This window comes from Rhizobacter sp. P5_A1, from assembly GCF_056400745.1.
Genome location: NZ_JBFUKR010000023.1, coordinates 35,117 through 56,035, shown reverse-complemented (window position 1 = coordinate 56,035; position 20,919 = coordinate 35,117). Strand labels below are relative to the sequence as shown.

The 20,919-nt window shown below is 70.4% G+C and carries 20 protein-coding genes; 11 read left to right on the top strand and 9 right to left on the bottom strand.

Going from position 1 to position 20,919, the window contains the following annotated elements; translation table 11 throughout:
* The first annotated feature begins 16 nt into the window (after nt 1-16).
* Nucleotides 17-1,321 carry an MFS transporter gene (locus AC1DTW_RS21435; protein WP_477983414.1) on the top strand — a complete coding sequence of 435 codons (1,305 nt, stop codon included), beginning with the start codon at nt 17-19 and terminating at the stop codon, nt 1,319-1,321.
* Nucleotides 1,322-1,358: 37 nt separating this feature from the next.
* On the opposite strand, the gene eda is transcribed toward AC1DTW_RS21435, so the two are convergent.
* From eda to AC1DTW_RS21420, 3 genes are all read right to left on the bottom strand, one after another.
* Nucleotides 1,359-1,985 carry a bifunctional 4-hydroxy-2-oxoglutarate aldolase/2-dehydro-3-deoxy-phosphogluconate aldolase gene (gene eda / locus AC1DTW_RS21430; RefSeq protein ID WP_477983413.1) on the bottom strand — a complete coding sequence of 209 codons (627 nt, stop codon included), beginning with the start codon at nt 1,983-1,985 and terminating at the stop codon, nt 1,359-1,361.
* Nucleotides 1,986-2,005: 20 nt separating this feature from the next.
* Nucleotides 2,006-3,820, bottom strand: a complete 1,815-nt coding sequence (gene edd, locus AC1DTW_RS21425; protein WP_477983412.1) for a phosphogluconate dehydratase — start codon at nt 3,818-3,820, stop codon at nt 2,006-2,008.
* Between the two features lie 112 nt (nt 3,821-3,932).
* Nucleotides 3,933-4,406 carry an OmpA family protein gene (locus AC1DTW_RS21420; RefSeq protein ID WP_477983411.1) on the bottom strand — a complete coding sequence of 158 codons (474 nt, stop codon included), beginning with the start codon at nt 4,404-4,406 and terminating at the stop codon, nt 3,933-3,935.
* A 114-nt stretch (nt 4,407-4,520) separates the two neighbouring features.
* Here AC1DTW_RS21420 and AC1DTW_RS21415 point away from each other — a divergent pair, with 114 nt between their 5' ends.
* Nucleotides 4,521-5,126 (top strand): gamma-glutamylcyclotransferase, encoded by a 606-nt coding sequence (locus tag AC1DTW_RS21415; protein WP_477983410.1) that lies wholly within the window; start codon nt 4,521-4,523, stop codon nt 5,124-5,126.
* A 9-nt stretch (nt 5,127-5,135) separates the two neighbouring features.
* On the opposite strand, the gene AC1DTW_RS21410 is transcribed toward AC1DTW_RS21415, so the two are convergent.
* Complete coding sequence (locus AC1DTW_RS21410) at nt 5,136-5,762, bottom strand: nucleotidyltransferase family protein (protein WP_477983409.1); 627 nt, start codon at nt 5,760-5,762, stop codon at nt 5,136-5,138.
* A gap of 155 nt (nt 5,763-5,917) precedes the next feature.
* On the opposite strand from AC1DTW_RS21410, the gene pdxH reads away from it, so the two are divergent.
* Entirely contained in the window at nt 5,918-6,553 is a 636-nt protein-coding gene (gene pdxH / locus AC1DTW_RS21405; protein ID WP_477983408.1) for a pyridoxamine 5'-phosphate oxidase, read from the top strand.
* Nucleotides 6,554-6,584: 31 nt separating this feature from the next.
* Here the strand turns inward: pdxH and msrA are convergent, their stop codons facing one another.
* The 3 genes from msrA to AC1DTW_RS21390 all read right to left on the bottom strand — a co-directional run bounded on the left by msrA (nt 6,585) and on the right by AC1DTW_RS21390 (nt 11,522).
* Complete coding sequence (gene msrA / locus AC1DTW_RS21400) at nt 6,585-7,118, bottom strand: peptide-methionine (S)-S-oxide reductase MsrA (protein ID WP_477983407.1); 534 nt, start codon at nt 7,116-7,118, stop codon at nt 6,585-6,587.
* A gap of 96 nt (nt 7,119-7,214) precedes the next feature.
* Nucleotides 7,215-10,934: a DUF748 domain-containing protein gene (locus tag AC1DTW_RS21395; protein ID WP_477983406.1), complete on the bottom strand. Its 3,720-nt coding sequence runs from the start codon at nt 10,932-10,934 to the stop codon at nt 7,215-7,217.
* Between the two features lie 72 nt (nt 10,935-11,006).
* Nucleotides 11,007-11,522, bottom strand: a complete 516-nt coding sequence (locus AC1DTW_RS21390) for a cupin domain-containing protein (protein WP_477983405.1) — start codon at nt 11,520-11,522, stop codon at nt 11,007-11,009.
* A 106-nt stretch (nt 11,523-11,628) separates the two neighbouring features.
* Between AC1DTW_RS21390 and AC1DTW_RS21385 the strand changes: the two genes are divergently transcribed.
* Nucleotides 11,629-12,438, top strand: coding sequence for a YdcF family protein (locus tag AC1DTW_RS21385; protein ID WP_477983404.1), 810 nt, complete (start codon nt 11,629-11,631; stop codon nt 12,436-12,438).
* A gap of 6 nt (nt 12,439-12,444) precedes the next feature.
* Here the strand turns inward: AC1DTW_RS21385 and AC1DTW_RS21380 are convergent, their stop codons facing one another.
* Nucleotides 12,445-13,296, bottom strand: a complete 852-nt coding sequence (locus tag AC1DTW_RS21380; protein ID WP_477983403.1) for an IclR family transcriptional regulator — start codon at nt 13,294-13,296, stop codon at nt 12,445-12,447.
* A gap of 126 nt (nt 13,297-13,422) precedes the next feature.
* Between AC1DTW_RS21380 and AC1DTW_RS21375 the strand changes: the two genes are divergently transcribed.
* The 7 genes from AC1DTW_RS21375 to AC1DTW_RS21345 all read left to right on the top strand — a co-directional run bounded on the left by AC1DTW_RS21375 (nt 13,423) and on the right by AC1DTW_RS21345 (nt 20,383).
* Nucleotides 13,423-14,514 carry an ABC transporter ATP-binding protein gene (locus AC1DTW_RS21375; RefSeq protein WP_477983402.1) on the top strand — a complete coding sequence of 364 codons (1,092 nt, stop codon included), beginning with the start codon at nt 13,423-13,425 and terminating at the stop codon, nt 14,512-14,514.
* Nucleotides 14,511-15,356: an ABC transporter permease gene (locus AC1DTW_RS21370; protein WP_477983401.1), complete on the top strand. Its 846-nt coding sequence runs from the start codon at nt 14,511-14,513 to the stop codon at nt 15,354-15,356. Before AC1DTW_RS21375 ends, AC1DTW_RS21370 begins: the two co-directional genes overlap by 4 nt.
* A gap of 5 nt (nt 15,357-15,361) precedes the next feature.
* On the top strand, nt 15,362-16,156 hold the full coding sequence (locus AC1DTW_RS21365; RefSeq protein ID WP_477983400.1) for an ABC transporter permease: 795 nt from the start codon (nt 15,362-15,364) through the stop codon (nt 16,154-16,156).
* The gene (locus AC1DTW_RS21360) at nt 16,153-16,437 is read left to right on the top strand and encodes a (2Fe-2S)-binding protein (protein ID WP_477983399.1); all 285 of its coding nucleotides are present in this window, start codon (nt 16,153-16,155) and stop codon (nt 16,435-16,437) included. The genes AC1DTW_RS21365 and AC1DTW_RS21360 overlap by 4 nt, the downstream gene beginning before the upstream one ends.
* A gap of 352 nt (nt 16,438-16,789) precedes the next feature.
* Nucleotides 16,790-18,193: an FAD/NAD(P)-dependent oxidoreductase gene (locus AC1DTW_RS21355; protein ID WP_477983398.1), complete on the top strand. Its 1,404-nt coding sequence runs from the start codon at nt 16,790-16,792 to the stop codon at nt 18,191-18,193.
* Nucleotides 18,186-19,328, top strand: a complete 1,143-nt coding sequence (locus AC1DTW_RS21350) for an NAD(P)/FAD-dependent oxidoreductase (protein WP_477983397.1) — start codon at nt 18,186-18,188, stop codon at nt 19,326-19,328. The genes AC1DTW_RS21355 and AC1DTW_RS21350 overlap by 8 nt, the downstream gene beginning before the upstream one ends.
* Before the next feature lie 2 nt (nt 19,329-19,330).
* Complete coding sequence (locus AC1DTW_RS21345) at nt 19,331-20,383, top strand: ABC transporter substrate-binding protein (RefSeq protein WP_477983396.1); 1,053 nt, start codon at nt 19,331-19,333, stop codon at nt 20,381-20,383.
* A gap of 3 nt (nt 20,384-20,386) precedes the next feature.
* Here AC1DTW_RS21345 and AC1DTW_RS21340 read toward each other — a convergent pair whose 3' ends face one another.
* Complete coding sequence (locus AC1DTW_RS21340; RefSeq protein ID WP_477983395.1) at nt 20,387-20,908, bottom strand: hypothetical protein; 522 nt, start codon at nt 20,906-20,908, stop codon at nt 20,387-20,389.
* Nucleotides 20,909-20,919 lie beyond the last annotated feature (11 nt).

Below are 20,919 nucleotides of genomic sequence, written 5' to 3'. Positions count from 1 at the left end.
CACGGACCCCATCGACATGTTTGCCCAACTCGTCTCCGGTTCATTGAACCGCCGCGGCTTCCACTATGCGTGGGTGATCGCCGCGGTCACCTTTCTCGCGATGCTGACGACCTCGGCCGCGCTCGGCCTGCCGGGTGCGATGCTGCAGCCGCTGTCCAAGGAGTTCGGCTGGACGACCGACGAGCTCTCGTCGGTCTTCGCGGTGCGCTTCGCGCTGTTCGGCGTGCTCGGGCCGTTCGCGGCGGTGTTCATCGGGCGCTTCGGGTTGCGCCGCATCATGGTGACCGCCGCGGTGTTCATCGCAGTCGCGATGGCGCTCGCGACCACCGTGACGCAGCTGTGGCAGCTGTTCCTGCTGTGGGGGCTGGTGCTCGGCTGCGGTACCGGCCTCACGGCGCTGGTGCTCGGCGCGATGGTCGCGAACCGCTGGTTCACGTCGAACCGCGGCCTGGTCGTCGGGCTGTTCGCGGCGAGCACCGCGACCGGGCAGCTGATCTTCCTGCCGATCGCCGCGTGGATGATCGAGCACCTCGGCTGGCGCTACGCGGTGATCCCGGTGTTCGCGGCCTGCGTCGTCGTGGCGCTGCTCGCGACGCTGTTGATGCGCGACCACCCGGGCGACATCGGCCTGCGCGCGTTCGGCGAGCCCGACGGCACGCCACCCGAGAAGCCGCCGGCGCGCACGACGACGCTGAACTTCCTCGGCCCGTTTCAGACGCTGGTCGAGGCCTCGCGCAACCGCACATTCTGGATCCTCGCCGGCACCTTCTTCATCTGCGGCCTGAGCACCAACGGCCTGCTGCAGACGCACTTCATCTCGCTGTGCGGCGACAACGGCATGACGGCCGTGCCGGCCGCCTCGGTGCTGGCGATGATGGGCGCGTTCGACCTGGTCGGCACGACGCTGTCGGGCTACCTCTCGGACCGCTACGACAACCGCAAGCTGCTGTTCTGGTACTACGGCCTGCGCGGGCTGTCGCTGTTCTGGTTGCCGTTCTCGACCTTCACGTTCTACGGCCTGTCGGTGTTCGCGATGTTCTACGGCCTCGACTGGATCGCGACCGTGCCGCCGACCGTCAAGCTCGCGGCGCAGGAGTTCGGCAAGGAGCGCGCCGGCATGATCTTCGGCTGGGTCTTCGCCGCGCACCAGCTCGGCGCCGCGGTCGCCGCCTACGGTGCGGGGCTGACGCGCACGCTGCTGCTGACCTACAACCCGGCGCTGTTCGCGGCCGGCGCGGCGTGCCTGGTCGCGGCGGTATCGGTGCTGATGATCCGGCTGCAGGTGCGCAGCGCACCGAAGCCGGCTGTCGCCGCGGCCTGACGTCTGCCCCTCTCCCCCCGGGGAAGAGAGGAGTCAATCAGCGGCGCAGGGCGCTGGCCTCGCGGGCGAGCGTCGTGATGCGCGCCCAGTCCTTGCCCGCGACCGCGTCGCTCGGCGTCAGCCACGAGCCGCCGCAGACCTTGACGGTCGGCAGCGCGAGGAACTCCGGCGCGCTCGCCAGCGTGATGCCGCCGGTCGGGCAGAACACGACATCGGTGAACGGCCCGGCGAGTGCCTTCAGCATGTTGATGCCGCCGGCCTGCATGGCTGGAAAGAACTTCAGGAAGAAGTAGCCGTCGGCGTTCGCCTGCATCACTTCGCTGCCGGTCGCGGTGCCGGGCAGCAGCGGCAGGCCGATCTCGCGGCAGGCGTTGCCGATCGTGCTCGTGTAGCCGGGGCTGACCGCAAACGTGCAGCCTGCATCCTTCGCGGCCTGCGCATCGGCGGCGCTGCGCACGGTGCCGGCGCCGAGGATCGCATCCGGCACCGCGCGTGCGATCGCCTCCATGCACTGCAGCGCGATCGGCGTGCGCAAGGTCACCTCGAGCACCCGCACGCCGCCGTCGACCAGCGCCTGCGCGAGCGGCACCGCGTCGTCGAGGCGGTTGATGACGATGACCGGGATCACCGGGCCGTGGTCGACGAGCTCGAGCGTGTTCTTCATGGTGCGATGTTCCGAAGGAGTTACAGCCACGAGCAGGCACCCTGCTCGGCCGAGAGAACGTTGCGCCGCATGCCGGCGAAGAGTTCACGGCCGAGACCGTGGCCGTTGACCTGTGCCTGCGCATCGGGCAGCACGGCCTGTTCGCGCGCGGCCCAGGTCGGCTCGTCGACCAAAGCAGCGAGCGTGCCCGCGACCGCGTCGAGCCGCACGATGTCGCCGTCGCGCAGCTTGCCGAGCGGCCCGCCGTGCATGACTTCGGGGCTGACGTGGATCGCCGCCGGCACCTTGCCCGATGCGCCGCTCATGCGGCCATCGGTGACCAGCGCGACCTTGAAGCCGCGGCCCTGCAGCACGCCCAGCGGCGGCGTCAGCTTGTGCAGCTCGGGCATGCCGCAGGCGGCCGGCCCCTGGAAGCGCACGACCGCGACGAAATCGCGCTCCAGCTCGCCGGCCTTGAACGCCGCGAGCAGCTGCTCCTGCGTGTCGAACAGGATCGCGGGCGCCTCGACGATGTGCCGGTCGGCCGGGACTGCCGAGACCTTGATCACCGCGCGGCCGAGGTTGCCGGTCAGCAGCTTCAGCCCGCCCTCGTCGCCGAACGGCGCGGCGGCGCCGCGCACGACCCGGTCGTCGATCGGCTCGGCCGGCAGATCGCGCCAGCGCAGCCGTTCGCCGTCATGCGCCGGCACCTGGCCGTACGCGCGCAGCCCGCCCGAAGCGACGGTGCTCACGTCGCCGTGCATCGTGCCGCTGTCCACCAGTTCGCGGATCACGAAGCCGGGGCCGCCGGCGGCCTGGAACTGGTTCACGTCCGCGACGCCGTTCGGGTAGACGCGTGCCAGCAGCGGCGTGACACGCGACAGGTCGGCGAAGTCGGTCCAGTCGATCGCGATGCCCGCGGCGCGCGCGACCGCGACCCAGTGGATCAGGTGGTTCGTCGAGCCGCCGGTCGCGAGCAGCGCGACCATGGCGTTCACGATCACGCGCTCGTCGACGAGCCGGCCGATCGGCATGAAGCGCTCGCCCTTTGCGATGCCCAGCAGCGTGTGCACCGCTTCGCGCGTCAGCGCTTCGCGCAGCGTCGCATGCGGGTGCACGAAGGCCGCGCCGGGCACGTGCAGTCCCATCGCCTCGAGCAGCATCTGGTTGCTGTTGGCGGTGCCGTAGAAGGTGCAGGTGCCGGCGCCGTGGTAGGCGGCCGACTCGGCCTGCAGCAGCTCGTCACGACCGACCAGACCCTGCGCGAACTGCTCGCGGACCTTGGACTTGTCGGTGTTCGACAGGCCCGAGCTCATCGGCCCGGCGGGCACGAAGACGCAGGGCAAGTGACCGAAGTGCAGCGCGCCGATCAGCAGCCCCGGGACGATCTTGTCGCACACGCCGAGCAGCAGCGCGGCGTCGAACACGTCGTGGGTCAGCGCGATCGCGGTGCCCATCGCGATCGTGTCGCGCGAGAACAGGCTCAGCTCCATGCCGGGCAGGCCCTGCGTGACGCCGTCGCACATCGCCGGCACGCCGCCGGCGACCTGTGCGGTCGCGCCGCACTTCGCGGCCTCGTCGCGGATCCAGGCCGGGAAGCGCTCGTACGGCTGGTGCGCCGAGAGCATGTCGTTGTACGAGGTGACGACGGCCAGGTTCGGCGCGCGCTCGGCGACGATGCGCAGCTTGTCCTGGCCCGGCAGCGCGGCGAAGGCATGCGCGACGTTCGCGCAGCCCATCCGGTCGGCGCCGCGCGGGCGCGCGACCGCGGCGTCGACGCGCGCCAGGTAGGCGGCGCGCGTGGTCGCGCTGCGCGCGCGGATGCGTTGGGTGACTTCGGCGACGGCAGGTTTCATGGGTGGGCTCCAGGTCGTAACCACTGAACTGATTTTCAGGTAACCAGGTTACACCGTCAAATCAATCCGCGCCGCGCGGGCATCCGATGGCGGCGGCAAGCGCCGTGCCCGTTCAGCGCAGGCGCATCTCCACGCGACGCGCCGCGCGCGCGTCGGCGCCGCCGGCGGTGGCGATCGGCTTGTCGAGCATCAAGCGATCCGGCGCGACGCCGTTCGCCTCGAGCGCATGCCGCACCGCCATCGCGCGCTGCTTCGCGAGTTCCGCGTTCGCCGCGGCGTCGCCGCCCGCGTCGTGGAAGCCCGAGATCAGCACCAGCGTGCCCGCCTGCGCGCGCGCCGCGTCGGCGACACGGGCCAGTTCGTCCGACGCCTCGACCGGCAGTGCGCTCGAGCCGAGCGCAAAGAAGACGCGGCCGTCGGGCGCATCGACGACGAGCGCGGTCGCCGCACTCGCGCCGCGGGCCTTCGCCGATTCGCCGAGAGCCTGGTGCGCGGCCAGCGCCAGGACACCGCCGACGACCAGCGCGACCACGCCAGCCAGCACCATCAGGGCGTAATTCTGACTTTCGTCGTTTTGATCACTCATCGAGATTCCTGCGCGAGAAATTTCATTCTAGAGTGGCGCCATGAGACACGCCCGGCCGCCCGAAGAGGCTCATTCCCGCTCGGCGGGACCGCGCGCAGCGCGCAGGGTGCACCGATGAGCTCACTCTATGCGGCCCTGCACCTGCGCGATCCGCAGCCGATGCTGGGCCACGCGATGCAGACCTGGGGCGGCCAGCAGGACCTCTGGATCTTCGGCTATGCGTCGCTGATCTGGCGCCCCGAGTTCGAGGCCGAGGAGCAGCGCCCGGCCGTCGTGCACGGCTGGCATCGCGCGCTCGAGATGCGCTCGCGCGTGAACCGCGGCACGCCGGAGTGCCCGGGGCTGGTGTTCGCGCTGGTGCCGGGCGGTTCGTGCCGCGGCATGGTCTACCGGATCAGCCAGCCGCGCGCCGCGGCCGAACTCGAGCGCCTCTGGGCGCGCGAGATGCCCACCGGCGTCTACGACCCGAAGTGGCTCAGCTGCCGCACCGCGCACGGCATCGTGCGCGGCCTGGCATTCACGCTGAGCCGCAGCAGCCCGGCACACACCGGCCCGCTGGCCGATGCGCAGATGGTCGAGGTATTGCGCCGCGCGGCCGGCCGCTTCGGCAGCACGCTCGACTACCTGCTCGAGACCGCGCGATCGCTGCGTGGTTGCGGCATCCGCGATCGCGATGTCGAGCGTCTCGTCGCGCTCGCACAGCAGCACGACCTCGCCTGATTCACGGCGCTACCAGCGCGGCGCGGGCGCCGCGGCCGTCGGTGCCGCGCGGCGCAGCTGATCGAGATCGGCGAGCGTGTCCACATCGACCAGCACGCCCGGATCGTCGACCTCGACGCCGATCGCCGGATAACGAGCGACCAGCCGCCGCGCGCCTTCGTCGCCGCTGAGTGCGCTGAGCTCGGAGTAAAGCTCGGCCGAGAAGCCGACCGGGTGCCCGCGCCGGCCGCGGTACTGTGCATAAGCGACCGCATGGTGCGCGAGCTGTCGCGCCACGGCCTGCAAGCTGACCGGCTGCACGCGCGGCATGTCGCCCGGCAGGATCAGCCACCCGGCGGCATCGGGCCGCGCGGCAACGCCGATGCTGATCGAGTGCCCCATGCCGAGGCCGGTCTGCCCCGGTGACCCGACCTCGGGCAACACGATCACATCGCGCGCGGCGACGCTGCGGCAGGCCACGTCGGCGAGCGCCTGGGTCGTCACGACGACGACCTGCAGATGGCTTGCGATCGCGTGCTGCAGCGTGCTGCCGAGCACCGTCAGACCGCCCAGGCTCTGCGTGAGCTTGTGCTCTGCGCCGAGAAACCTGGAGCCCTTGCCCGCTGCCAGCACGATCACTGCAGGCCGCCCAGCCATACGACACCCTCCCGTTGTTGTGGCCCCCTCGAGCCGCCGAGCAAGAATGGAAGGCGCAGCGCGTTTGAGATAGTGGTGCCTTTACCTAAGGCCTTCCCCGTACGCCGCTCGACGCAGGCAAGCGCCGCGCCACCTCGTCTTCCTATACTCGGCGCATGGACGACATCGCCAACCTCCGCAAGAGCTACGAGCGCGCCGAGCTCGACGAATCGGCCTCGCTGCCCGACCCGATCGCGCAGTTCGGCCTGTGGCTGCAGCAGGCGCTCGACGGCCAATTGCCCGAGCCGAATGCGATGACACTGGCGACCGTCGGCGCGAGCGGCCGACCCTCGACGCGCATCGTGTTGATCAAGGGTTTCGACGCGCGCGGCATCGTCTGGTACACGAACTACGAGAGCCGCAAGGGGCGCGAGCTGGCCGGCAATCCTTACGCCGCGTTGCAATTTCATTGGGTCGAAATGGAACGGGTCGTGCGGATCGAGGGCCGGGTCGAGAAGGCCTCGGCGGACGAATCGGACGCGTACTTCGCGTCGCGTCCGCTCGATTCGCGCATCGGCGCCTGGGCGTCGCCGCAGAGCCAGGTGATTGCGTCGCGCGCGGTGCTCGTCAGCAACGCCGCGAAGGTCGGCGCGCAGTACCTGATGCGACCGCCGCGGCCACCGCACTGGGGCGGCTACCGCCTCGTGCCCGACAGCTTCGAGTTCTGGCAGGGCCGCAAGTCGCGGCTGCACGACCGGCTGCGCTACCGGCTCGAGGGCGGCACCTGGGTGCGGGAGCGGCTCGCGCCTTGAGCCTCACGCCTCGAACAGCGGCCGCGGCGCGTCAGGCCGGTGCCACGCGCGCCGCGAAGGTCTTCTTGAACTTCTCGACCTTCGGCGCGACGACCATCGCGCAGTAACCCTGGTTCGGGTGGTTCGCAAAGTAGTGCTGGTGGTAGTCCTCGGCGCGCGCGTAGTTCTGCTCGGGCCGCAGCTCGGTGACAACGCGCCCCTGGTGCAGCGCGTCGACCTCGGCCAGCACCTCTCGCGCAACCGCTTCCTGGGCCGCATCGTGGACGTAGATGCCCGAGCGGTACTGCGTGCCGGTGTCGTTGCCCTGGCGATTCAGCGTCGTCGGATCATGGATCACGAAGAAGATCTCGAGCACCTCGCGCAGCGAGATCTGTGCCGGGTCGAAGCGCACGCGCACGACCTCGTTGTGGCCGGTCGTGCCGCTGCAGACCTGCTCGTAGCTCGGGTTCGGCACATGCCCGTTGCTGTAGCCCGATTCGACGCCGACGACGCCGCGCACGCGCTCGTAGACCGCCTCCAGGCACCAGAAGCAGCCACCGCCCAATGTGATCGTCTCGGTCGTCATCGATCTCTCCTGCAAACACGTTCGGTCGTCGCGATGCGACCGGTCTTACATAGCGACGCCGGATCGCGAATCAACGACCCCGCCCTCTTCCGCACGTCAGTTGGTCGACAGCGACAGCTGCACGCGCGGTGTCCAGCTCGCGTCTTCCTCGCCCGAGACGCGCAGCTTGGGCGCCGCGAGGAACAGCCGCTCGCTCGGCAGGCCCTTGGCCATCAGCGCATCGCGCACCGCGATGCCGCGCTGCAGCGCGAGCGCGCGCATCGCCTCCTCGGTGACCGGCGCGCGCGCCTTCAGCAGCGTCTCCATCTCGGGGTCGGGAACATCCTTCGCGAATCCGAGCACGTTGCGCGGCTTGTTCGGCAGCTCGGTGTCCTTGTAGACCTGCTTCAGCAGCCGCGCGCGCTCGTCGGCGGCGAGCGTGACCGGTGCGCTCGCCGGTGCGGCGGCGGGCACACCGGCGCGCAGGCCTTCGCGGCGCTGCTCGGCGACCAGGCGCGCCTCGAGCGTCGCGGCCTGGAACGCGTCGCGCTCGGAGCGCGGGTCGGCCGCGCCGGTGACGGTCATCTTCAGCGCCGGCCGATCGGTCAGCGCCTTCGCGACCTTGTCGATCGCGCCCGCGCCGGCCGCCGAGATCTGTGCGGTGCCGGGCCTGAACTCGACCAGGCTCAGGTCGTCGCCGCCGCCACCGCCGGCGAGCAGCGAGAACGGCGACGTGATCGCCTTCGTCAGCAGGTTGATGATGACCTTGAAGACGATGCCGCCGACGCTGAACTGCGGATCGTTGACGCTGCCGCTGACAGGCAGGTTGACGTCGATCACGCCGTTGCGGTCTTTCAGCAGCGCGACGGCGAGCAGCACCGGCAGCTTGGTCGCGTCTTTCGACTCGACCTTGTCGCCGAAGGTCAGCTGGTTCAGGATGACCTGGTTCGTCGCAAAGAGCTTGCCGTCGGCGTCGATCTTGTAGGCCACGTCCATCGACAGCTTGCCGCGCTCGATCGCGTAGCCCGCGTACTTGCCGGCGTACGGCGAGAACGGCGCCAGCTCGAGATCGGTCGCCTTGGCGCGCATGTCGAGCGCGAGCGGCTTGACGGTCGGGTTGATCTGCCCGCTGATCTCGAGCAGCGCGGTGCCGGCCGCGCGGCCGCGCAGCTCGAGCGTCGCCATCTCGCGGCTGCCCGAGCTGAACGCGCCGAGCTGGCCGTTCAGCTCGGTCAACGCGGCGCTGTAGTTCGGTCGCACGAAGTGGTCGCTGAAATCGACCTTGCCGTTGCTCAGCTTCGTCGCGCCGACCCTGATCTCGAGCGGCAGGCCGGGCTCGGCGGCGGCCGGCGCGCTCGCGGCCGACGCCGCAACAGCGGCCGGCGCGATCGGCGCCGAGGCCGCCGCGGACGGCGGCGCTGCGGTCACGTCCTGCAGGTTGAAGCGGCCCTGCTCGGTGATGACCAGGCGCGAATAGAAGTCGCTCAGCGCTGCCTCGCCGATCTCGACCTGCGGCCGCGCGCCGGGCTTCAGCGCCAGCTTCACGCCATTCAGCGCGAACGACTGCCAGCTCAGCAGCTCGTCGGTGTTCGCGCGGTTCGCCGCGGCGCCGACTTCGGGCAGCGTGGCGATGTGCACGTCGCCGAACAGCAGGTCGCCGTTCGCGGCCACGTCGAGGCCGGCCGGTAACTGGCGCAGGTTGACGCTGCCGTTGTAGCCGGCCTGCGCACGCAGCAGGCTCAGCTGGACCTGATCGGTGACGTAGGGCGCAAACAGCTGCGCCGGGAAACGCTCGATCCGCAGCTTGCCGTTCGCGAGCAGCGGTTGCACGCCGATGCGCCCCTTGTAATCGATCGCACCGGTCGGGCGCTGGCGCTCGCGCGTGACGCTGCCGACGCGCGCGCTGAGTTGCAGCTCGGCCGGCGGCGTCGCGCGCTCGCCGTGCCACTCGAGGTTCTGCAGCGCGACGCGCAGGCTGCTGAGCTCGACGCGCACCGGTTCGGTCGCGCCACGGTGCACGGTCGCGTCGCTGAGGCGGACCTGGCCGCCGTCGAGCAGCAAGTCCTTCAGCTGCACATGCCATGCGCCGGGAGCAGGTGCCGGCGCCGCAGCGTCGCGTGGCGCACCCGCGGCCGGCGCGCCGTCGGCAACCATCCAGCCCTGCACGTTGATGCGCCCAGCCTTGTCGCGCGCGAGCTGCACCGCCGGCTGCACGAGCCTGACGCTACCGAGCTGGACCGTGCGCGCGAGCACATCGACCTGCACGTCGGCAAGCGCGAGCTGCTTCAGCGCGACCGCATCCTGCCGCGCATGGCCGCTGCCCTCGCGCAGCCTGAGATCGTCGAGCGCGAGGCTCGCCAGCGTGAGCCGCAGGCGCGGCGCGTCGGCGGCCGCGGACCAGTCGAGCTGCGCCTGCGCCGCGAGCTGGCCCTCGACGTCGGGCACGAGCGTCTGCGCGAGGTAAGGCCCAAACGGGGCCAGCGAGACGCTCGCGAGCTTGAGCGCGAGCTTCGCATCGTGGTCGGTGACCGGGCCCTCGGCCGTGAACTCGGCCAGCGCCGGCCCACCCGCGGCCTGTGTGTGCAGCGCGCCCTTCAGCATCACCGGAATCGGCTGCGTGACCGGCCAGCGGACCTGCTTCGCGCTGAGGCCGAGGCCGTCGAGCTGCAAGCTCGCGACGGGCTTCACCGCGGCGTCGGTCCACAGCACGCGCGCGTCGGCAAGGTCGAGCGTGTCGACACTGACCTGCCATGCGGGTGGCGTGGCGGCTGCCGGTGAGGATGCGCCCGAGGACCCGGGCGCCGCCGCCGCGGGCTTCGCCTCGGTCGCGGGCTGCGCCAGTTGCAGCAGGTTGATCTTGCCCGCTGCATCGCGTGTCGCATGCAGCTGCAGGCCGTCGATGCGCAGCGCGTCGAACGCCAGGCGCCGCGCCAGTGGCTGCACGTCGCGCAGCGCGAGCTGCAGGCGCTGCCAGCCGAGCAGCGGCGCGCCGGCGGCATCGGTCAGCGCCAGGTCCTTCGCGCCGACCGTGCCCTTCAGCAGCATGCGCGGCGCGCCGCCCGGCGGCACCGTGAAGTTCAGGTTCAGATCGCCCGAGACGCTGCCGCGCGTCACGCGCACCGGCAGCGAGGCCGGCAGGTAGCCGAGGTAGGGCGCGAGGTCGAGATCGACCATCGCGAGCTTCAGGTCGCCGCTCTTGGTCTGGGCGAACGGCGTCGCCTGCGCGCCGCTGTCGAACGCGGTGCCATTGAGGCGGAACGCCAGGCGCGGCTCGACCTTGATCTGCACCTCGGCCGGCAGGTTTGAGATGAACGGCAACGCGAGCTGCAGCGCATCGACCTTGTGCACGCGGTTCACCGGGCGGTCGTCGAACCACAGCAGCGCATCGCGCAGCTGCACGTTGTAGAGCGCGAAGTGCGCCGGCTCGGCCGCGGGTTTCGCATCGGGCTTCGGCGTGAAGCGCGCGATCAGGTCGTCGACGTCGTAGTGGCCTTCGGCGGTGCGCTCGACGCGCAGCTGCAGCCCGTCGACATCGAGCGCCTCGACCACCGGCGCGAGCCGGAACAGCGACGAGATCGACAGGTTCGCGTGCAACTGCCTGACGCGCAACAGCGGCTCGGCCGCCGCGGGCAGGCCGGCGACCGCGAGATCGTTCAGCGTCAGGTCGAGACTCCACGGGTGAAAGCCGACCTGGCCGAGCGTCACCTGCCGGCCGAGCGCCTCGCTGGCGCGCAGCGGCAGCTGCCACTTCAGCAGCGGCGGAAGCGCCAGCCAGACGACGATCCACAGCAGCACCACCGCCCCCACGCCCCACGCCAATCGCCTGAGCCAAGCCACCATCGATCTCCTGCCGTTCATCGGAATGCGCTGTCGAGCCGCGATGCTGTCACATCGCGACGGGCGTCCTTCTCATGGCTCGCCATCCCAGTAGTCGAGGTCGTCGGCGGCACGGTGCATGCGGCCGAAGACCTGCGTCGTGCCGTCCTCCCGCGGGCCGGAGGCGGTCGCGAGGTACTTGCCCGAGTCGGGGTACTCGACGACCTCGGGGCTGTCCTTGGTGCTGATCGACAGGTACTTCAACGGCGCCGCCGACGTGTTGATGATCTGGTGCGGGTACTGCGGCCCCGGCGGGATGAACACCACGTCGCCGGCGCGCAGCGCGAGCCGCTCGCCGGCGACGCGCAGATGGCCCTCGCCTTCGAGCACGACGAAGGCCTCTTCCTGCGCGTAGTGAAAGTGATAGGGGCAGCTGCACTTGCCCGGCGCGACGGTGTCGACGCTGATGCCGAGCTTGGCCGCCACGGTGCCGGTGCCGAGCCGCGCGCACAGCGTGTCGTAGAGCGGCTCGCGCTGTTCGCGTTGTTTCGGGATCGTCTCGAAGTTGCGGATCAGTGCGGCGCGCAGCGCTTCGGCCTTCTCGGTCATCGCGGGTCCTCCGGAGTTGCAGAGCTGCCGCGATGATGCCTTCGTCGCGAGCAGGCCGCTGCTGCACAATCGCGCCCACCCTGATGCCGACCTGCAAGGCCCCGACTTGAACAGCCTCTTCACGATGCTCGGCATCGACAACTGGAAGCCGGTGCTGACCGCGCTGCTGCTGCCACCGGTGCCGTGGCTCGTGCTGCTGCTGATCGGCGCGCGGCTGCTGCCGTCGCGCCGCCGGCTGGGCTGGCTCGTGGTCCTTTCGAGCGTGGCGCTGCTGTGGATCAGCGCCTGCACCGGCAGCGCGCAGCTGCTGTCGCAGTACGTGCTGCGCCCGCCGGCGGCACTGAGCGCGGAGCGCATCAAGGCGCTGAAGGCCGCGTCGACGAAGACGCCGACCGCGGTCATCGTGCTCGGCGGCGGGCTCGAGCCGTTCGCGCCCGAGTACGGCATCTCCAACCTGTACAGCGTCTCGCTCGAGCGGCTGCGCTACGGCGTCTGGCTGAGCCGCGAGACCGGCCTTCCGCTGGGCTTCAGCGGCGGCGTCGGCTGGGCCCAGCCGGAGGCGAAACCCGAGGCGCAGGTCGCCGCGCTGGTCGCCGCGAACGACTTCGGCCGGCCGCTGAAGTGGATCGAGGACAACTCGCGCGACACGCGCGAGAACGCCACGCGCACGATCGCGCTGCTGCGCCCGGCCGGCATCAGGCACATCGTGCTCGTCACGAACGGCTGGCACATGCCGCGGGCGCTGCACGACTTCGAGCGGGCCGCCGCGGGCAGCGAGATCCGCATCGAAGCGGCGCCGATGGGTCTGGCGCGCGCGATCGAGATACCGGCGCTGCGCTGGATCCCATCGTCGAAGGGCACGACCGACGTGCGCAACATCGCGCGCGAGTTGCTCGGCCGGCTCGCTGGCGCCTGAGGGCCCTCAAGTCGCCCGCGGCGGGCTCATCGCGCCCAGGCTGTCCGACGGCCGGCGCAGCGCCGCATCGAACGGGTTGATCTGCGCCGACAACGCACGCGCCTCGCGCTGCAGCAGCTCGATCACGACCGGCAGTCGTTCGGCGTTCAGCCGGTTCGTCAGCGTGCCGACGCTGAGCGCCGCGACGACGCGGCCGTTGCGATCGAACACCGGCACCGCCGCGCCGGCCGACCCTTCGAGCAGGCCGGCGTTGATGTTCGAGTAGCCCTGCGCGCGCACCTTCGCGGCCTCGGTGCGCAGGAACACCTCGTCGAGCGAACCCATGTGGCGGATGCGCGGCACGTTGTAGCGCATCACCTCGTCCTGTTCGGCCGCCGGCAGGTGCGCGAGGATCGCCAGCGAGCCCTGCCCGACGCCGAGCGGCACGCGCCCGCCGATGTCGCCGGTGAAGGTGCGGATCGGGAACGGGCCTTCGCAGCGATCGAGGCACACCGCATCGAAGCCGCTGCGCACCAACAGGAACACGCTGTCGCCGAGCGATGCACCGAGACGCAGCAGCGCCGGCCGGCACAGCTCGCGAAACGCACCGTGGTCGCCCGCGCGCGCCGCGAGCGCGAAGAACTCGATCGCGAGCCGGTAGCGCTTGCTCTGCGCGCCCTGCTCGACCAGGCCTTCGGCGATCAGCTGCTGCAGCAGGCGGTGCGTGGTCGCCTGCGTCTGGCCGAGCTGCTGGCACAGCTCGCTGACGCGCAGGCCGGTCTCGGCGTGGCGGGCCAGCGCCTTGACGATCTCGACCGCGCGATGGAGGCTCGTGATCGCCTTGTCGTCGGCGGGTGTCTTTCGCTCTGCGGGTTTCATGTATCGAATCGTATTCCAATATTCCATTCAACGGAACCGGCACGGTTCTTGTTCTACGGATCGGGTAATCCTTGTTGACTTGCCCTTCCAGGCAACGCGACACTGATTCGCCCAAGGAGCCCGCCGATGTCGTTTCTGATCCTCGAAGGCGTCTCGAAGTACTACGGTGACTTCGGCGCGCTGATCGACATGAACCTCAGCGTCGAGCGCGGCGAGTTCATCTCGCTGCTCGGTCCTTCGGGCTGCGGCAAGACGACCACCCTGCAGGCGATCGCCGGGCTGACCCCCGTCACGCGCGGCCGCATGCGGCTCGACGGTCGCGACATCACGAACCTGCCGGTGAACCAGCGCGGCCTGGGGATCGTGTTCCAGAGCTATGCGCTGTTCCCGCACATGACGGTGGCCGAGAACGTCGGCTTCGGCCTCGAGATGCGCAAGATGCCGAAGCACGAGCGCGACACGCGGATCGCGCAGATGCTCAAGCTGGTGCATCTCGATGCGCTCAGCGCACGCTATCCGCGCGAGCTCTCCGGCGGCCAGCGTCAGCGCGTCGCGATCGCGCGTGCGCTGGTGATCGCACCCCCGGTGCTGCTGCTCGACGAGCCGCTGTCGAACCTCGACGCGAAGCTGCGCGAGGAGATGCAGTTCGAGTTGCGCCGCATCCAGCGCAAGGTCGGCACGACGACGATCATGGTCACGCACGACCAGGCCGAGGCGCTGTCGATCAGCGACCGCGTCGTCGTGATGGAGGCCGGCCGCGCAACGCAGATCGACGCGCCGTACCGCCTCTACGAACATCCGAAGACCGAGTTCATCTCGGGCTTCGTCGGCAAGACGAATCTGCTGCCGGGGCGCGTGGCGCGCGGGCCGACCGGTGCCGAGGTCGTGCTCGCGCAAGGGCAGCGCGTCGAGGTCGACGGCGAAGGGTTCGCCGATGGCGCGTCGGTGACGGTCTGCCTGCGGCCCGAGAAGTTGTTCTTCACCGCCGAAGCGGACGGCACCGTCGAAGCCCGCATCGAGGAGCGCTTCTTCCTCGGCAGCCAGTGGCTGTACCGCGTCAGCTCGCCGCTCGGCGAGCTCGAGGTCAGCTGTGCGAACGATGGCAGCGCGCCACTCGACGAGCACGCCGACGTGCATCTCGCCTGGGCCCGCGATGTCGCGCGCCTGGTGGCGCCGGCCGGCGCCGCTTCGAGCGACTCGCCGAAGGTTGCCGCATGAAGCGCTGGGCGCCCCACCTGCTGAGCCTGCCGTCGCTGGCGCTGTTCGGCCTGATGGTGCTGCTGCCGCTGGCGCTGACGATGCTGCTGTCGTTCCAGCACTACGACGCCGAGGTGGGCGTGAAAGGCGGCTTCACGCTCGCCGCCTACGTGCACGTGCTGACCGATTCGTACTACTACGAGATCTTCTTCCGCACCGGCTGGATCGCCGCGCTGACGACGCTGGTCTGCGTGCTCGTCGGCGCGCCCGAGGCCTACATCCTGAGCCGCATGGCAAGCCCGTGGCGCTCGATCTTCCTGCTCGTGATCCTCGCGCCGCTGCTGGTCTCGGTCGTCGTGCGCGCGTTCGGCTGGAGCCTGCTGCTCGGGCCGAACGGCATCGTCAACCAGGTGTTCGAGTGGCTCGGCATCGGCAGGGTCCGGATGCTGTACACGCCAAGCGCCGTCGTCGTCGCGCTGGTCCACGTGATGCTGCCGTTCATGGTGATCCCGGTCTGGACCTCGCTGCAGAAGCTCGACCCGATGGTCGAGAGCGCCGCGCTGTCGCTGAATGCGTCGCAGTGGACCGTGATGCGCCGCATCGTGCTGCCGCAGATCACGCCGGGCGTGCTGTCGGGCAGCCTGATCGTGTTCGGCCTCAGCGCGAGCGCGCTGGCGATCCCCGGGCTGCTCGGCGGGCGCCGCCTGAAGATGGTCGCGACCGTCATCTACGACGAGTACCTGCACGAGCTGAACTGGCCGCTCGGCGCCGCGATCGCGCTCGCGCTGCTCGCGATCAACCTCGCGGTCATGCTGAGCTACAACGCCGTTCTCGAGGGCGCGTACAAGAAGCGGATGGGCTGACCAACATGCGCAAGACCGGCCCTCTCGCCCTCGCCTTCCACACCGTCGTCACGGTGTTCATGCTCGCGCCGCTGGTGATCGTCTGTCTGGTCGCGTTCACGCCCGAGAACACGCTGTCGATCCCCTGGGGCGACTACTCGCTGCGCTGGTTCCGCGCGGTGTTCGAGCACGCCGACCTGATGCAGTCGTTCTGGAACAGCCTCGGCGTCGCGGGGGCCGCCGCGACGCTCGCGGTGCTGTTCGCGGTGCCGGCCGGCATCGCGATCGCGCGCCACGAGTTCGCCGGCCGCGGCGCGCTGAACGGGCTGCTGCTGTCGCCGCTGATCGTGCCGCACCTGGTGCTCGGCGTCGCGATGCTGCGGCTGTTCGCGCTGTTCGGCGCGCGTGGCTCGTCGCTGTGGCTGACGCTGGCGCACGTCGTCGTCATCACGCCGTATGCGCTGCGGCTCGTGATCGCATCGCTCGCCGGCCTCGACCGCAGCGCCGAGCAGGCCGCGCTGTCGCTCGGCGCGAGCCACGCGACGGTGTTCCGCCGCATCACGTTGCCGCTGATGCTGCCCGGCATCACCGGCGGCTGGATGCTGGCGTTCATCAACAGCTTCGACGAGGTCACGATGTCGATCTTCATCACCTCGCCACAGACGGTGACCCTGCCGGTGCGCATGTACATGATCGCGACCGAATCGATCGACCCGATGATGGCGGCCGTGTCGGCGCTGATGGTCGGCGTCACCGCGCTCGTGATGATCGTGCTCGATCGGCTGTATGGGCTCGACAAGATCCTGGTGGGGCAGCATTGAAGGCGCTCCTGCATCGGCTCGAACTCGCGCCGCGCGTGACGGTGGGCTTCGTGCTCGACGGCGCGCACCGCACCGCGCAGGAAGGCGACACCGTGTTGACCGCGATCCTGACGCAGGCCACGCAGCTGCGCGAGAGCGAATTCGGCGGCGCACCGCGCGCCGGCTTCTGCCTGATGGGCGCCTGCCAGGACTGCTGGGTCCAGACCGAAGACGGCCAGCGGTTGCGCGCCTGCAGCACGCTGATCGATGAAGGGATGCGGCTGTGCACGAAGCTGAAGTGAAACTCCGACGTTCGATGCGCCCGATGCAGTCGGTGCCCCGCCAGGTCCGCAGCGGCCAAGGCCATCGGGTGGCCGACTCCGCTCATGTCCCCCGTGTCGGGCTTCGCCCGCCCCTCCTCCTTGACTTTGCTGCGTCGGCCACCCGACGCCCTTGGCTGCACGCGTCGGCGACCTGCCGTCGAACACCAAGGACGATTGCCGAGCAGGCCGGTGGGGCGCTCTGCGCAGCGAAGTCAAGGAGGAGGTGGCGGCCGCAGGCCGGCGCCGGGGGACATGAGCGGAGCAGAGCGCCCCGCCGGCCTGCTCTCGCGCCGCCCTCCGCATGCAGGGTGCACCCGGCGGCGACCGCGAAATGACCACGAAGCAGTTCGTCATCGTCGGTGCCGGCCCCGCGGGCATGCGCGCGGCCGAGCAGCTGGTCGCGGCCGGTCAGCGTCCGATCGTGATCGACGAGGCGCAGCGTTTCGGCGGCCAGATCTACCGCCAGCCGCCGGCCGCATTCCGGCGCGCGCGCCGCGATCTGTATGGCTTCGAGGCGGGGCGCGCGAGCGCGGTGCTCGATCGCTTCGAGGCACTGCTGCCGCAGATCGACTATCGGCCGAACACGCTGGTCTGGCAGCTCGAGCCGACCGCGCTGCAGCTCTTGTGCGCCGGCCGCAGCGAAACCCTGCCGTACGACGCGCTGATCCTCGCGACCGGTGCGACCGACCGCGTGCTGCCCTTCCCCGGCTGGACGCTCCCCGGCGTCTACACGCTCGGCGCGGCGCAGATCGCGCTGAAGTTCCAGGCCTGCCTGATCGGCCCGCGCGTCGTGTTCGCCGGCACCGGGCCCTTGCTCTACCTGGTCGCGTGGCAGTACGCGAGCCACGGCGGGCAGGTCGCCGCGGTGCTCGATACCGCGCCGTTCGGCGCGAAGTTGAGAGCGCTGACCAAGATGCTGGCGCGGCCGTCGGTGGCCGCGAAGGGCGCGTACTTTCTCGCGCGGCTGCGCCTCGCCGGCGTGCCCGTTCACACCGGCGTCACGCTGCTGCAGGCCGATGGCGACGCGCGCGTCGAATCGCTGCGCTGGCGCGCGCGCGGCGCGATCCGCACGACCGCCTGCGATGCGATCGGCTTCGGCCACGGCCTGCGCGCCGAGACGCAGCTCGCCGACCTGGCGGGCTGCGCGTTCGCGTACCACCCGCTCGATCAGGCCTGGCTGCCGCAGCGCGATGCAGCGGGCCGCAGCAGCGTGCTAGGCGTCTACCTCGCCGGCGACGGCGCCGCGATCCTCGGTGCCGATGCGGCCGAGCTGTCGGGCGCACGCGCCGTGTTGGCCGCGCTCGAGGACTGCGTCCGACCCACGTCGACGGATCGGGCCGCGCAGCTCGAACGCGACAGTGCCAGCCATCGGCGCTTTCGCGCAGGCATGGAGACCGCGTTCGCGTTGCCGCAGCGCTGGGCCGCCGACGCACCGGATGCGCTGATCGTCTGCCGCTGCGAAGAGATCAGCGCCGGCGAGCTGCGCGCCTGCGTGAAGACGACCGGCACGCGCGAGATGAACCGGCTGAAGGCGCTCACGCGCATCGGCATGGGCCGCTGCCAGGGCCGCATGTGCGCGCCGGCCGCGGCACGGCTGCTCGCCGATGCGGCGGGCTGCGATCTGCAGGACGTGGGACGGCTGCGCGGCCAGGCGCCGGTCAAGCCGCTGCCGATCCACCTGATCCGCGACACGGTCGATTCGGGCGCCGTGTCGGTCGAGGAAGGCGATGACTGAGCGCCTCGCCCGCGACGTCGCGATCATCGGCGGCGGCATCGTCGGCAGTTCGGCCGCGCTGTTCCTGCGCCGGCTCGGCCTGTCGGTCGTGCTGCTCGAGCGCGGCCTGTGCGGCGCGGCCGCGAGCGGCGTCAACTACGGCGGCGTGCGCGTGCAGGGCCGGACTCTCTCGCAGCTGCCGCTGGCGCTGCGTGCGCGGCGCATCTGGGCGCGGCTGCCGGAATACATCGGCATCGACGGCGAGTACGTGCAGTCGGGTCATCTGAAGATCGCGCGCACCGAGGCCGACCTGGCACAGCTCGAGGCCTATCGAGATGCGGTCCGCGAGCACGGCCTCGATCTGCAGCTCAGCAGCGGCGCCGCGTTCCGCCGCACGCACCCGTGGCTCGGCGAGCAGGCGATCGGCGCGTCGTTCTGCGCCGCAGACGGCCACGCGAATCCGCGCCTCGTCTCGCCCGCGTTCGCACGCGCCGCGCAGGCCGCCGGCGCGCGCGTGATCGAGCACTGCGCGGTCACCGAGATCGCCCACACCGGCCACGGCTTCGTGGTCGGCGACGGCCGCACGGTCGAGGTCAAGTCGCCGTGGCTGCTGAACTGCGCCGGTGCCTGGGCGCTCGCGGTCGCGCAGCGCTTCGGCGACAGTGCGCCGCTCACGTCGATCCATCCCGGCATGGCCGTCACCGAAGCGGTGCCGCGCTTCATGGACGTGAACGTCGGCGTCTCCGGCGGCGGCATCTACGGGCGCCAGACCGCGCGCGGCAACTGCGTGATGGGCGGCAGCCGCGGCGCCGCGAACGGCGCGCTGTACGCGGTGCCGACCACCGCGTCGATCGGCGAACTGTGCCGGCGCATCGGCGAGCTGTTCCCGGCCCTCGCGCATGCGCACGTGATCCGCTTCTGGAGCGGCGTCGAAGGCTCGCTGCCGGACCACCAGCCGATCATTTCACCGAGCCGATCGATGCCGAACCTGATCCATGCGTTCGGCTTCTGCGGCGCCGGCTTCCAGACCGGCCCTGCCGTCGGCGAGCTGCTCGCCGAACTCGTCCACCGCGGGCGATCCACCGTCCCGATCGACGCTTTCGCGATCACCCGATTCACCACCGCCTTCACCACGACACCGCAAGGAGCGCACTGACCATGACCCAGCCCACATCCCACCTCGCCCGCCTCGCCGCCGCGTTGCTGCTCGCGGCAGGCGCAGCCCACGCGCAGGACAGCAAGACCCTCTACATCGGCATGAACGGCGGCGACATGGAGCGCTCGTACACCAAGTACGTGTTCCCGGCCTTCGAGAAGATCCACGGCGTGAAGGTCGTCGTCGTGCCGGGCACCTCGTCGGACATCCTCGCGAAGGTGCAGGCAAGCAAGGAGAAGCCGCCGGTCAACGTGATGTTCCTCGACGACGGCGTGATGGTGCGCGCGATCAAGATGGGCCTGTGCACCAAGCTCGCCGACTCGCCGGTGCTGAAGGACCTGTACCCGAGCGCGCGCATGAGCGGCGACATGGCGGCCGGCGTCAACGTCGGCATGACCGGCATCGCCTACAACAAGAAGATGTTCGACGAGAAGAAGTGGCCGGCACCGACCTCGTGGATGGACCTCGCCGACCCGAAGTTCAAGGGCAAGGTCGTGTTCCAGTCGATGCCCGCGAGCACCTTCGGGTTGCATGGCTTCCTGATGTTCAACCGCATCCAGGGCGGCAAGGACAACAACGTCGAGCCCGGCTTCACGAAGTGGGCGTCGACGATCGGCCCGAACGTGCTCGAGTACATCCCGAGCTCGGCCAAGCTCTCGGAGATGGTGCAGACCGGCGAGGCGGCGATCTTCCCGCTGACGCCGACGATGGTCGCGACCCAGAAGGCGCGCGGCGTGCCGATGGAATACGCGCAGCCCAAGGAAGGCTCGGTGCTGCTGATGGTCGCCGAGTGCGTGACCGCGAACAACAGCAACCCGGCAATGGCGCAGAAGCTCGCCGAGTTCCTGCTGACGCCGCAGGCGCAGGCGGCGGCGCTCGAGTTCGGCAACCAGATTCCGTCGAACCTGAAGACGCAGACCGCGAACGCGAACGCGCAGGCCACGGTCGATCGCTTCAAGGGCTACATGAAGACCGTGATCACGCTCGACTGGGACGCGATCAACGCCGCGCGTCCGGAGTGGAACGCGCGCTGGAACAAGACGGTCGAGCGCTGAAAATCAGCGCCGCCCGGGCGCCTGCCCGGGCGCGCGCGCGAAGCGCCGGTACAGCAGCGCGGCCGTGATGCCGAACACGATCTGGCCGATCAGCGTCGGCACGCCGCGCAGCTCCTCGAACCAGGGGAACGAGCGCGACAGCGCGTAGAAGTTGAACAGGTACAGCGCGACGCCGAACAGCGCGCCGAGCACGAGCATCCGCGTCAGATCGGCCCGCAGCCGCAGCGCGGTCGCGATGGCGCCGAGCACCATGCCGAAGACGACGCCCAGCGCATAGTGCGTCGCCAGCGCGACCGCGATCACCTCGACGCTGAACAGGTGGCCCGAGACGCGCGCGACGCCCTGCCCGAGCACGATCGCCGCGACCAGCTGCGAGTTGCGCCACGGACCGACATCGTTCGTCATCGCCGTCCACAGCAGCTCCAGCACCATCAGCACGGCGCCGGCGACGAAGCCGGCGACCGCGCCGGCGCGCCAATCGGTTTCACGAAGCGACCAACGACTCAGCTGCAGTGGATGTTCCATGCTCGACTCCT